Source organism: Facklamia sp. 7083-14-GEN3 (assembly GCF_024742075.1).
GTDB lineage: Bacteria > Bacillota > Bacilli > Lactobacillales > Aerococcaceae > Facklamia.
In genome coordinates this window covers 69,412-82,792 of sequence record NZ_JANSGD010000002.1, presented here as the reverse complement: position 1 = coordinate 82,792, position 13,381 = coordinate 69,412, and the positions used below count along the sequence as shown (strand labels likewise).

The 13,381-nt window shown below is 36.9% G+C and carries 13 protein-coding genes; all 13 read left to right on the top strand.

What is annotated here, in order from left to right; genetic code table 11:
* Positions 1-175: 175 nt before the first annotated feature.
* Positions 176-388 carry a DNA-directed RNA polymerase subunit epsilon gene (locus NW240_RS04980; protein WP_258436387.1) on the top strand — a complete coding sequence of 71 codons (213 nt, stop codon included), beginning with the start codon at positions 176-178 and terminating at the stop codon, positions 386-388.
* A 1-nt stretch (position 389) separates the two neighbouring features.
* Positions 390-2,099, top strand: a complete 1,710-nt coding sequence (gene rnjA / locus NW240_RS04975; protein ID WP_258436386.1) for a ribonuclease J1 — start codon at positions 390-392, stop codon at positions 2,097-2,099.
* Positions 2,100-2,129: 30 nt separating this feature from the next.
* Entirely contained in the window at positions 2,130-3,191 is a 1,062-nt protein-coding gene (locus NW240_RS04970; protein WP_258436384.1) for a Xaa-Pro peptidase family protein, read from the top strand.
* An 11-nt stretch (positions 3,192-3,202) separates the two neighbouring features.
* Positions 3,203-3,628, top strand: coding sequence for an Asp23/Gls24 family envelope stress response protein (locus NW240_RS04965; RefSeq protein WP_258436383.1), 426 nt, complete (start codon positions 3,203-3,205; stop codon positions 3,626-3,628).
* A gap of 1 nt (position 3,629) precedes the next feature.
* On the top strand, positions 3,630-4,070 hold the full coding sequence (gene nusB / locus NW240_RS04960; protein ID WP_258436382.1) for a transcription antitermination factor NusB: 441 nt from the start codon (positions 3,630-3,632) through the stop codon (positions 4,068-4,070).
* A gap of 152 nt (positions 4,071-4,222) precedes the next feature.
* On the top strand, positions 4,223-5,986 hold the full coding sequence (locus tag NW240_RS04955; RefSeq protein ID WP_258436381.1) for a DUF1002 domain-containing protein: 1,764 nt from the start codon (positions 4,223-4,225) through the stop codon (positions 5,984-5,986).
* 128 nt (positions 5,987-6,114) lie between these two features.
* A complete protein-coding gene (gene xseA, locus NW240_RS04950) occupies positions 6,115-7,482 on the top strand; it encodes an exodeoxyribonuclease VII large subunit (RefSeq protein WP_258436380.1) in 1,368 nt (455 codons plus the stop codon).
* 3 nt (positions 7,483-7,485) lie between these two features.
* Positions 7,486-7,731 (top strand): exodeoxyribonuclease VII small subunit, encoded by a 246-nt coding sequence (locus NW240_RS04945; RefSeq protein ID WP_258436379.1) that lies wholly within the window; start codon positions 7,486-7,488, stop codon positions 7,729-7,731.
* Complete coding sequence (locus tag NW240_RS04940; protein ID WP_258436378.1) at positions 7,728-8,609, top strand: polyprenyl synthetase family protein; 882 nt, start codon at positions 7,728-7,730, stop codon at positions 8,607-8,609. The genes NW240_RS04945 and NW240_RS04940 overlap by 4 nt, the downstream gene beginning before the upstream one ends.
* A gap of 10 nt (positions 8,610-8,619) precedes the next feature.
* Positions 8,620-9,435 carry a TlyA family RNA methyltransferase gene (locus NW240_RS04935; protein WP_258436377.1) on the top strand — a complete coding sequence of 272 codons (816 nt, stop codon included), beginning with the start codon at positions 8,620-8,622 and terminating at the stop codon, positions 9,433-9,435.
* A gap of 20 nt (positions 9,436-9,455) precedes the next feature.
* On the top strand, positions 9,456-11,180 hold the full coding sequence (recN, locus tag NW240_RS04930) for a DNA repair protein RecN (RefSeq protein WP_258436376.1): 1,725 nt from the start codon (positions 9,456-9,458) through the stop codon (positions 11,178-11,180).
* An 11-nt stretch (positions 11,181-11,191) separates the two neighbouring features.
* Complete coding sequence (gene miaA / locus NW240_RS04925; RefSeq protein WP_258436375.1) at positions 11,192-12,145, top strand: tRNA (adenosine(37)-N6)-dimethylallyltransferase MiaA; 954 nt, start codon at positions 11,192-11,194, stop codon at positions 12,143-12,145.
* Complete coding sequence (hflX, locus tag NW240_RS04920) at positions 12,142-13,371, top strand: GTPase HflX (RefSeq protein WP_258436374.1); 1,230 nt, start codon at positions 12,142-12,144, stop codon at positions 13,369-13,371. The genes miaA and hflX overlap by 4 nt, the downstream gene beginning before the upstream one ends.
* The last annotated feature ends 10 nt before the right edge of the window (positions 13,372-13,381 follow it).

The following is a 13,381-nucleotide window of genomic DNA, read 5'->3' as shown; positions in this document are numbered from 1 at the left end:
ATAGTCTGCTGATAAATACAATAAAAAAATAAAAAGGGTGCTTGTATTTTTTATTTAAATAAGAGTCTCGGTGTCTAACTATACCTAAATATGAAAGTGTGATAGAATAAATTGACAACGAGTGTTTAGCTCACCCACCAGTTGAAATAAAAAATAATAAAGGAGTTTTTAACACATGATTTTTAAAGTAATGTACCAAGAAAGTAAAGATCAAGTTCCAACAAGAGAAAGGACACTTTCCCTTTATCTTGAAGCAGAAAATCGCGTAGAAGCGATTGAAAAAGTTACAAAAAACACATCATACAATATCCAATATGTCCAAGCCTTAGATGAGGCGCATTTGGCATACGAAAAAGAACAAGAAGACTTTAAGTTGGTGGAGTTCTAAGATGTCAGTAAATATTAAAAATAATGAAGTAGGTGTATTTGCCTTAGGTGGTTTAAATGAAGTTGGTAAGAATATGTATGGTGTCCAATTTCAAGATGAAATCATCATCATGGATTCTGGTGTAATGTTCCCAGAAGACGAATTATTAGGTATTGACTATGTTATTCCTGATTATCAATACTTATTACAAAACCGTAATAAGATCAAGGCGGTTATTATTTCTCATGGTCACGAAGACCACATAGGTGGTATTCCGTTCTTACTAAAAGAAATAAACGTACCAATATACGCCGGTAAATTAGCCTCAGCTTTGATTCGCAATAAGTTACAAGAACGAGGATTATTACGCGATGCAGAAATTCATGAAATTAATGAGGATTCTGTAATCCGTTTTCGTAAAACAAGCGTTAGTTTTTATCTAACAACGCACTCGATTCCAGAAGCATACGGAGTGGTAGTTAAAACACCACCAGGAAATATTGTCTTCACAGGGGATTATAAGTTCGACTTTACACCGGTAGGTAAGCCAGCTGACTTACATAAGATGGCTCGAATTGGTGAAGAAGGAGTTTTATTATTACTAGGAGATTCAACCAATGCCGAAGTACCAACCTTTACTAATTCAGAAAAAATTGTCGGCCGATCGATTCGCAACATTATCCAAAAAGAAGAAGGACGCGTTATATTCGCTACTTTCGCATCTAATGTGTCTCGATTGCAACAAGTTGTAATGACAGCCTACGAGACAGGTCGGAAGATAATTGTTTTCGGTCGTTCGATGGAGTCATCCATTAAGACAGCTAGAGAATTAGGTTATGTGGATGATAAAGGGGAAGACATCTTTATTGAACCAAGAGATATTAATAAATATCCGGCTAATAAAATTTTAATCCTATGTACCGGTTCACAAGGGGAGCCGATGGCAGCCTTGAGTCGTATTGCTAATGGTACACATCGACAAATTTCTCTTCAACCTAACGACACCGTTATTTTCTCTTCTTCACCTATTCCAGGAAATACCATGAGTGTTAATCGTGTCATTAATCAATTGAGTGAACAAGGGGCCAAGGTGATTCATGGTAAGGTCAATAATATTCATACTTCTGGTCACGGTGGTCAACAAGAGCAATTATTAATGCACCGTTTAATGAAGCCAAAATACTTCATGCCAGTTCATGGTGAATATCGGATGTTAAAAATCCAATCTGAGTTAGCACAAATGACGGGGATTCCAAAAGAAAATTGTTTTATTATGTCTAATGGCGATGTTCTTGCTCTTACTGCTGACTCTGCTCGTATAGCAGGACGATTTCCTGCTCAAGATGTTTATGTGGATGGTAATGGTATTGGCGATATTGGTAATATTGTACTGAGAGACCGTAAGGCTCTGTCAGAAGAAGGCCTAATCATTGTTTCAGCTACTATCGACTTTGAAGCTAAACAATTGATTGCTGGACCGGATATTATGTCTCGAGGCTTTATTTACATGCGTGAATCAGCCGATTTGATTAATGATATTCAAAATAAAGCACGAGCGATTATCAACCGTGGCTTAAATGAGTCTGGACCTAATGTAAATGAACGAAGTGTGCGTGATTTATTGCTCAGTCAATTGGAACCGGCTATTTATCAAAAAACGCAGAGAAATCCGATGATTATGCCGATTTTATTAGATATTAATAAAGGGGTAAGACCTCATCAAACTAAATAGTAGAATTATAACAAGTAAAGGAGCAATCTTATGGATAGAATAAATAAATTACGTCAATCACTTAAAGAACAAGAATTCGACGCAATCTATGTAACGGATTTGTTAAATGTAAGATATTTAACCGGCTTTACAGGTTCGGCTGGTGCCGTATTTGTAACAAAAGATAAGGCCTTCTTTATTACTGATTTCCGCTATACTACTCAAGCTAGTCACCAAGTTAAGTCTGCAACAGTTGTTATCCATCAAAACGGAGTGGATCAAGAAGTTAAAAACTTAATCGATCAAGAAAAAGTTAAAACGTTAGCTATAGAAGCGGATAATATGAATGTTGGTCAATATCTAAGAATTAAAGATCTTTTTGCAACAGAAATTAAAGCTAGTCAAGGCTTAATCGAAAAAATTCGTTTAATTAAAGATGAATCAGAACTTGAGACCATTCGACAAGCATGTGAAATTACAGATCAAGCATTTGAACATATCTTAACCTTTATTAAACCTGGTGTAACTGAAATTCAGGTTGCCAATGAATTAGAAGCTTTTCTTAAGGATAAAGGCTCAACAGGTATGTCTTTTGATACAATTGTAGCTTCTGGTGAACGTTCTGCTATGCCTCACGGTGTAGCCAGTGAAAAAGTGATTGAAGATGGCGATGTTGTAACCCTAGATTTTGGGTGCTACTATAAAGGTTATTCGTCTGATATGACTCGTACGATTGCGGTAGGATCTATTTCTGATAAGATGAAAGAAGTCTATGAAATTGTACTTGAAGCACACCAACGCGTAATTAGAGAGGCTAAAGCAGGCATGACTGGTAAAGAAGTGGATGCACTAGCCCGTGATTATATTACAGAAAAAGGTTATGGCGAGTACTTTGGACACTCTACCGGACACGGTGTAGGTCTAAATGTTCATGAAGGACCTGCGGTTTCTAGTCGTTCTGAAGCGGTTATGAAAACGAATATGGTGATTACTGACGAACCTGGTATATACTTGCCAGGTATCGGTGGTGTTCGAATTGAAGATGATTTAATTGTACAAGAGGATCGAGTAATATCAATTAACCGTAGTCCAAAAGAATTAATAATTATATAGGAGGCTAAAAGATGTCAAATAAACAAACTGTCTCGTTTGAATCTCTCGGCGAACAATACTTAGGCGAAATTAATATTACTATGGGTGTTTTAGAAGACATTGCGGCTAAGGCTGCTTCAGAGATTGATGGCGTACTCAGCTCTTCTCAAAAAAAAGAAGCAGGAAAATTCTTACGCATTCAAGGGGCTGACGTTAATGCTAAAATGCGTCAAGTTGAAGACCGGATTTCAATCGACATAAACGTAAGGATTGCATATGGGAAAACTGTTCCAGTTATAGCTGCAGCTATTCAAGAGCGCGTTAAGGAACAAATTTTATACATGACAGACCTTATTGTTAGCGAAGTGAATGTTCATGTTCAGTCCATTGATACAGAGCCTCAAATGAATGCAGCTTTGAAAACTATTAGGAATAGCGAAAAAGAAATCGGAGAATAAGATGAAAAAATTATCACGTCATCAGCTAAGAGAAAAAGCAGTACAGAGTTTATACCAATTAGTGATAGCCAGTGACCAATTTCAAAGTGAGGATGCTGTAGAATTCGCTTTAGAAGCTGGTAATGATCCTGAGAAGGGGTATTCAGGTGAGATAGACTCTTATTTAATAACCTTAGTTAGAGGAGTGAAAGATAATCAATTGGCTTTGGATGATATGATTAAACAATATCTCAGCCAATCATGGACACTTGATAGAATAGCAAGTATTGACTTAACCATTTTACGCTTAGCTTTTTTTGAAGTGCTTTTCATTGATGAAGAAAAAGTACCAGCTAAAGTAGCGGTTGATGAAGCGATTGAATTAGCTAAGACCTTTTCAGATGATCAATCACGAAAATTTATCTCGGGCGTTCTAGCAAAACTTTTAGCTAACCAAAACTAAAAGAAGCCAGAAAAAGAATGTGAAGAAATTATTCTTTTTCTGGCTTTTTTCTTATAAGAATTTGTTAAAGAAAAGGTTATAACTTGTATAAGTATTTTAGGATAGATATAATCAAAGTGTCATTATATTAATTAAAAAGGAGCATAAAATTTATGAAAAAACAAAAAGTATTATTACTTGCTTTAGCAGCTCTTACTGCTCTTCCAGCAAGTATGCCTTTAATCAGTCAATCAGCTTTAGCCGTTGAGCAAGCGGGTCAAACCTTGCAACAAGAAAAGTTAGCTTTAGGAGCGACACTAAACTCTCAACAAGCTCAACAAACTATTCAATTATTAGGCGCTAGCAGTGTAACAGCTGAGAATACGATCTACGTAGATGGAGTCATGATAGATCGCTACTTAAATATCGGTTCAGATGCCTCAACAGATGTTTATTCATCAGTTTATATTAAGCCTCAAGCAGCTGGCACTGGCATTAAGGTTCAAATAGTAACTCCTGAAAATATCACAGATGTTTCAGCGACAACTTATCAAAATGCAGCTATTACTGCAGGAGCTCAAAACACTCTTTTAAAAATTGGCAGTTTTCTACCTGTAACAGGAGAAGGTGCGCTTACAGGCTTATATGCTTTGTTAGAGTCACAAGGTGTTGTAGTTAAGCAGCATGATATGCAAACAGCTCAAAACGAAATTTCTGTAGTAAGTAATGTGAAAACAGAAACTGGCCTAACCGATTCTCAAGTTAATGTGATTATTGCTGAAATTAAGAAAGAGGTTGCCTCCCAAGTACAAAATAATGGTCAAGCCAACTCTACTGAAATAGTGAATACCGTTATCAATAATGTAATTAACAACACAGAAGTTAATGGTGATGGGAACGTTGTGGATAATTCAGTTGCAACAGATGTCACTATTTCTGATGAAACAAAGCAAGAATTAGAACAATATGCTAATGATTTTGCTCAAACAGATGCAGCAGCTAATAAAGATACTGTTGGTCAACTTGATGCGTCAATTGAAGATAAAAAATGGGGGGATATCTTAGCTCAACTCCAACCTTCAATGACCATTGATCAAATTAAAGAAGTTGAGACTCCTGATTTTTCTGATACAGAAAAGTATCACGAAATTCTACCAGCCCTTTACAATCGCTTTAAAGAAGCAGTTGAACAAGGAATCCGTGTGGATGATATTTATGCTCATACCTTTGTTCTTGAAGCTATTCAACCAGATCTAACAGTTGAAACAAAAGCGGAATTAGATAATTTAAGAGAGTTGCTTTATCAATATACAGCTACTTTCGAAGGAGATTTAAAAGAAGCAGCTGAAAATGAAGGCTTTGAATTCCAACCAATCAAAGACCAATGGATGGCTAAATTACAAGAAGTTGAAAATCTTGAAAGTTCTGATGTAGCTTTAGCCGAGATTATTCAGTTGGTAGCTAATGCTACAGGATTTGCTCCACAAGTGTATACATATACTGATATTGAGCAAGACGATAAAGTTATTAGTCTATCTGTAGCAGAAGATAGCCCTACTAAGATGAGTACATTGGCACGTTTTGAATATGACTTAGAAACGGGAGTAATTAGTGAAGTTGATCCAGTATCTATGGAAGCTGTACCATTAAGTCAAGATACTTATGATTTCAATGCCGTTTATGGTGTTAATGTTGAAAATAACTATCTTGCGAACGAAGTCCCAGTTGATTATATGATTCCTGGATACACACCAGTTGAATCCACTGAAGAAGAAACAACTTTAGAAGAAATGGTTGAAGAACCAGTTGGTTCTGTAGAAACTCAAACTCCTGAAGAAGAGCCAGCTGAAGATGTTCTTGAAGAAGAAGCACCGAGTGAAAAAAACATGGATGAGACAGTTCCAGCTGAAGAGACAGAGGATGTCGATCTATCTTAAACTGATACAAGGTCATAAACTATAAAAAAGAACCAGGGTCAAAGACCACCTGGTTCTTTTTCGTTTTCTAGTTCTCTGAATTAGATTGTGCTAAAATAGAAAAGAATGATATCAAGAGAGGTGATGAAGTGGCCCAAGATCAAAAGAACTATATCACGGTAGGAGCCCTATCAAAATATATCAGTCAAAAATTTGATCGTGATCCGCATATTCAAAGGATTAGAGTCTTGGGAGAGATTTCTAACTATCGTTATCGCCCTAATTCTCATCAATATTTTTCTTTGAAAGAAGACCAAGTTCAAATTAATGCGATTATGTTCAAGGGTCAATTTCACCGTTTAAATTTTAAATTAGAAGAAGGTATGAAAGTCTATGTAACAGCTAGAGTGGGCGTTTATGAAGGTGGAGGAAGGTATCAACTTTATGTTGAAAATATTGAGCCTGATGGCATTGGCTCTTTATACCTAGCACTCGAACAATTAAAAGAAAAAATGAAAGCCCAAGGGCTCTTTGATCGTCCAAAGAAAAAAATATGCAAATATCCTAAACGACTAGCAGTCATAACTAGTCCATCGGGGTCTGTCATACGTGACATTATTACGACGGTCCAACGCCGTTACCCAATTGTCGAAATTGTTGTCTTTCCAACTAAAGTTCAGGGGAAGGAAGCTGCTAAAGAAATTGTTACCTCTTTTAAGAAACTAAATGAAAGTACGATTCCTTTTGATGGTGTTATCCTAGCACGCGGAGGCGGTTCGATTGAGGACTTATGGTGTTTTAACGATGAAGGAGTTGCCCATGCCATTCTTGAATGTCCCTTACCAGTAATATCTTCGATTGGTCATGAAACAGATACTACAATAGCTGATTTAGTGGCTGATTTAAGAGCTCCAACTCCGACCGCTGCAGCTGAACTATCTGTTCCTGTATTACAAGAAGTTCTACTGACGATTAGTCAAAAACAAGCGCGTTTAATAAATGCTTTTCGAGCCCGACTAGAGTGGTTTCAAGAGCGCCTAGCTAGATCAGCTCAATCGTATGTTCTCACCCAGCCAGAAAGACTTTATCAGTCGTATTTGCAAAATGTCATGCATTTAAATGAGCGTTTGAGAATGAGGCAAGAGCAATATTTTTCACGACAAAAACAAAAAGTCAATCAACTAAAACAGGCTGTATATGCCTATAACCCCCAACAGCAAATTGGCTACCGAAAAGAAAAATTAGTAAATCTTCAATTGAACCTACAGCGTTCCTTAGGTGATCTTATAAGACGAAAAGAGGATCGACATATTAAAGCAAGTGCCTTATTGGATGCTTTTAGTCCTCTTAAAATAATGGCAAGAGGATATTCTTTAGTTGAAAAAGAGGGTCAACAGGTAACTTCAACGCGTCAATTAACTGAAGGGGACCGCTTAAGTATTCAATTATATAAGGGCCGTGCAAATGTTCTCGTAGAATCGCTCGATAAAAAAGAACCAATAGATAGGGAGGATTAATCCATGTCAGAAAATAAAACAGTAGAGTCATCCATTAGCTTTGAACAGGCGTTACAAGAATTAGAAGAAATTGTTCAGCAATTAGAAAGAGGGACACTTCCTCTGCAAGATGCCTTGCAAGCCTTTCAAAAAGGAGTTTCATTAAGTCAGCATTGTCAAAAAGAATTAACTGAAGCAGAAGCCACAGTTACCAAAATGATGACAGAGTCAGGATTACAGCCTTTAGATGAGGAGAATAAAACAGAATGATATTAGGTGGACCTTTACGTTCCAAATTTGAACACGCTTTGCAAGAGCAAGTCCTCTCTTTAAAATCCCCTTTAGAAATGGTGAAGCCGATGGTTTACTCGCTTAATAGCGGTGGAAAGAGATTAAGACCGTTACTTTTATTGTCAACTATTGAAGTTCTTAACCCCAAAAAAGTTGATCAGGCCATTTCAACAGCTATTGCTTTAGAATTTATTCATACTTATTCTTTAATCCATGATGATTTACCAGCAATGGATAACGATGAACTGCGAAGAGGCCAACCGACCTCTCACATTAAATTTGATGAAGCCACAGCAATCTTAGCTGGTGATGCCCTACAAGCGGATGCTTTCGCGATTTTATCTAAGGATGAAAGCTTGCAAGCCCATCAGAAAATAGCTCTGATTAGAGAATTGGCTCATGCTACAGGCTCATCTGGAATGGTTGCTGGACAACTTTATGACATTAAGGCAGAAAATAAAACGATTGATATTGAGCAGTTACAACAAATTCATTTGATGAAAACCGGCCTTTTATTTATTTTTGCGATGAAAGCAGCAAGCATTATCTTAGAGACTGATCAAGATGAGAAAGAGCTCATGATAACATTTGGACAGCACTATGGTGTTGCTTATCAAATTCATAATGACTTAAAAGATGTCATTGACTTGAAGGAAGAAGTCGATGGCTTAACTTACTCAGATATTATTAATCATAAATCAACATATCCTAGCCTATTAGGAGTAGAACAGGCTAAAGTGAGTTTGGTTGAAGAAATCCAGTTGGCAAGAAAAGTGTTAAAGGATTTGGAAAAAGTTAGTCATAAATCTTTCCAACAGTTAGATAACTTTTTAACACCTCTCGAAAAATATCTATAAGGAGTAATGAATGAAAAAAGAAAGAGTCGATAAACTAGTGGTTCAAGCAGGAATTACTCACTCACGCGAACAAGCACGTCGTTTGGTTATGTCAGGAAAAATTTATGATCAAAATGATCAACGCTATGATAAACCTGGTGAAAAAATACCGATCGATCGCGAACTTTATCTGAAAGGGAAACCTTTCCCTTATGTATCACGCGGTGGATTAAAGTTGGAAAAAGCCTTATCTTATTTCAATATTGATATTACAGACCATCTTCTTTTAGATATCGGTGCTTCAACAGGAGGGTTTACTGATGTGGCTTTACAAAATGGCGCCCGTTTATCTTATGCTTTAGATGTAGGTTACAATCAATTAGCTTATTCCTTAAGACAAGATCCTAGAGTGGTAGTGATGGAGCGTCAAAACTTTCGCTACGCTCGCCCGGAAGATTTTACAAAAGGACAGCCAACAATAGCTACAATCGATGTCTCTTTTATATCTTTAGCTTTAATTTTACCGCCATTACAGCCGATTCTAAAAAAAGATGGCTCTGTCATTGCCTTGATTAAACCACAATTCGAAGCAGGCCCTAGTCGGATTGGCAAAAAAGGTGTCATAAAAGACCCAGAAGTTCATCAAGAAGTCCTTGAAGAAGTACTGGGATTTATTAGTAAAATTGGTTTTGTTATCAAAGAGCTGACCTATTCTCCAATTACAGGGGGAGAAGGTAACATTGAATACTTAGTCCATTTAGTCAATGCCAATCAAGCGGATAATCTCAGCTACTCAACAATTGATATCGCAAAAATTGTGGAGGAGAGCCATCAAACTTTTGAATAAACAATGCAAAGAGGTGCCTTATGTTAATCAGTTTAAGAATTGAAAACTTTGCAATTATTGATCAAGTTTCTATTGATTTTGATGAACGGATGACTGTGCTATCAGGGGAAACCGGTGCAGGGAAGTCGATTATTATTGATGCAATTGGTATTTTATGCGGTGGAAGAGGTTCTACTGAGTTTATTCGAAAAGGAAGCTCAAATCTATTTATTGAAGGTCTCTTCAGCCTGCAGGGAAATGACAAACTTTTAGTGCAATTGCAAGCAATTGGAATTGAAATTGAGGACCCAGAAGATGACCTTTTGATTCAGCGTGAGATCCATAAGAGTGGACGGAATGTCATTAAAATTAATCAACGACCAGCTAATGTTACCATGCTAAAACAAATTGGGCGTTATTTGGTAGATATTCACGGCCAAAATGAACATCAAGCTCTGTTAGATTCCTCACGACATCTTGAATTACTAGATCTTTTTGCTAGTGAGAGTTTAATTCAAGTTAAAGAAAATTATCAGCTAGCTTATAGACATTATCAAAATTTAAGACAGCAATTGTTAACTAAGAAATTTGACGAACAAGAAGCACTTCAACGTTTAAATTATTTAGAGTTCCAGTTAGAAGAATTAAATAATTTAGATTTAGTGGCAGATGAGGATCAGAAACTGCTACAGCAAAGTAAAAGGCTCCAAAATGCGCAGCTAATGAGTCAGCATCTTAATGAAATTAATCAGCTATTGACCGATCAAGAAGCCAGTATTGATCAGCAAATTGAGCGAGTGCTTTATTTATTAAAGAACTTAGGAAAATTTGATAATCAATACTTAACATTTGAGGAGCGTTTGCAAAACCTGCAAGTAGACTTGAAAGAATTGAGTCGAGAAATTGCCTTTTCCTTTGATGTTCCAGATTATGATGAACAAGTGATAGATGAAATTCAAAGAAGATTGAGTCAGTTGGAAAAAGTTCAAAAAAAATATGGACGCAATCTTGAAGAATTAATCGATTATCAGCTTGAACTTATAAAGGAAATTGATCAAATTAAACATTTTGAAAGTTATCAAAAACAAACGCAGGAAGCTTTCCTTAAAGCTTATGAAGAGGCTTTTGAGTTAGCACAAAGCATATCAAATCTTCGTAAAGAAGCAGCAAAAGAAATTATATCCGAAGTTGAAGGTCAGTTGAAAGAACTCTACATGCCACATACTCAATTTGAGGTCAAGATACGTCAGCTAGAAGAGGATTCTAGCTTGCAATCATTCTTTTCTAAGTCTTATATACGTTTAAATGAAACGGGGATGGATCAGGTTGAATTCTACTCGACGACTAACTTGGGAGAAGAAAGTCAACCTCTTGCCAAAATCGCTTCTGGTGGTGAGCTTTCACGTTTTATGTTGGCTTTAAAGACAATTTTTGCAAGAAATCAAGCGGTTGAGACCTTAATATTTGATGAAATTGATACCGGTGTTTCTGGTAGAGTCGCTAGTGCTATAGCTAGTAAAATGGCTAAAATTGCTCGGAACAAACAAGTCTTATGCATCACCCATTTGGCACAGGTAGCTGCCGCAGCTGACCAACAGCTAATTATAAAAAAAGAAATTAATCAAGAACGTACGGTTACTCAAGTGGATTATTTATCAGCAGAAGAGCGAGTAAACATGATTGCTGGCATGATGTCGGGTGAAGTGCAATCTGAATCCAGTCTAAAAGTGGCTCAAGACCTGCTCACATCCTATCAACAGAATTAGGAGGTTTTAGTTTGAATAAACTACCGATAGTAGTGATTACTGGACCAACAGGGGTTGGAAAAACAGCTCTTTCAATCAATTTAGCTAAACGCTTTAAAGGACAGATTATAAATGCTGATTCAATGCAAGTATATCGTGGATTGGATGTTGGAACAGGTAAAATTAGACCGGAAGAAATGGCAGGAGTTCCTCACCACCTCTTAGACATCAATAATCCCCAAGAAAATTACGATGCCAGCCAGTTTCAAGCCGATGCTAGTCATGCAATCGAGCAAATTTCCGCCGAAAGAGATTTGCCCATATTAGTGGGAGGGACGGGCCTTTATTTAGAAGGCTTACTTTACGATCTTTCATTTGGTGGTCAGGAGTCAATGGATTCTCAATACCGTAAACATTTAGAAGAAAGATTGCAAGGAGAAGGAGAAACTATTCTTTGGCAAGAATTGAATGCCATCGACCCTTTAGCTGCAAAGAAAATTCCCCTACAAAATGGCCGTCGGATTGTAAGAGCTCTAGAAGTTATCAAGCAAACGGGCAAACTGTTTTCAAGTCAGACTGATATAAGCAATCGTCAATCGCGGTTTAATGAACTGCTGATTATTTTGAATCGCCCTCGTGAAGAATTATATGATCGAATCAATCGTAGAGTTGAACTAATGATTGAAGAAGGCTTGGAAAATGAAGCCCGTCAACTTTATCAAAGCAATAAAAATTTAGACCTTTCAAGTATGAAAGGCATTGGCTATAAAGAGTGGTGGCCTTATTTTGAACAAGAACAATCACTTGAAGAAACAATTGCAACCATTCAACAAAATAGTCGCCGTTATGCAAAAAGACAATTGACATGGTATCGTAACCGTATGAAAAATCAGCATTGGATTGACTTAAGCAATCCAGATTATGAAGAAGAAGCCAGTAAATTAATCGCAAATTTCCTAGAAGAAATTGAAAAGGAGAAACAATGATTGAAACTAGTAAAGGGCCCGAAAGGGTCCTAATAGTAGGTATCCGAACGGATGCTTATCAAGAAGATCGTTTTATGGAATTAATTTCAGAGATGGAATCCTTGACCCAAACAGCAAAAGGCGTGGTCATTAAAACAATAATACAAAACTTACCCAGGCTAAATCATCATTCTGCTGTAGGATCTGGTAAGTTAGAAGAAATCAGGCTCTATGTGGAAAGTGATGCTATTGATCTGGTTATCTTCTTTAATGCTCTTTCACCAAGTATGAATAAGGTGATTGAAGCGGAATTAGGTGTGAAAGTCATTGACCGTGTTCAGTTAATTCTCGATATATTTGCCATGCGAGCTAAGAGTCGCGAAGGAAAGCTGCAAGTCGGATTAGCTCAATATCAATATTTATTACCAAGAATTGGTGGTCAAGGTAAGTCTCTTTCTCGTTTAGGAGGAGGAATTGGTACCAGAGGTCCAGGGGAAACTCAATTAGAGACCGATCGACGTCATATCCGCTCGCGCATTACTCAAATAAAAAAAGAATTGCAGGAAGTAGCACAGCATCGCAAACGAACACGTGAAAATCGTCATAGTGGTCGTGAGTTCAATATTGGTTTAGTAGGCTATACAAATGCTGGAAAGTCTACTATTTTGAGTAAAATGACGGAAAGTGAAACTTTTGTTCAAAACCAATTATTTGCGACTTTAGACCCTCTTACAAGACAATTCGCCATCCATGGTCACCCAATGTTTACTTTGACGGACACAGTAGGCTTTATTGAAGAATTACCTACTCAATTAATTGAGTCCTTTAAGTCAACGTTGGAAGAAATTCGATATATGGATGTTTTATTACATGTAGTGGATGCTTCTAATCCTGCCCATCTCATGCACGAAGAGACAGTTAACCGCATTTTAAAAGATATTGAAGCAGACCATATTCCTATTTTAACTGTTTATAATAAAAAAGATGCAATGGAAGAGTCTTTTGTCGCTATTCAAAAACCTAATATAACGATATCTGCTTTAAAGGTAGCAGATATCGAAAAATTAAAAGAAGCGATTTGGGATCTTTGTATTCAATCAGCTGAAGCATACTCTGTAAAAGTTTTACCAGAAGAAGCAGATCTCTTATCGCTTTATCAGCAAAATACGTTAGTTGAAAGTTTAGAATTTGATGAAGAGCATCAATTCTATCGAGTGACGGGCTACCGTCGTAAATTAAACCATTAGTATGATTTTA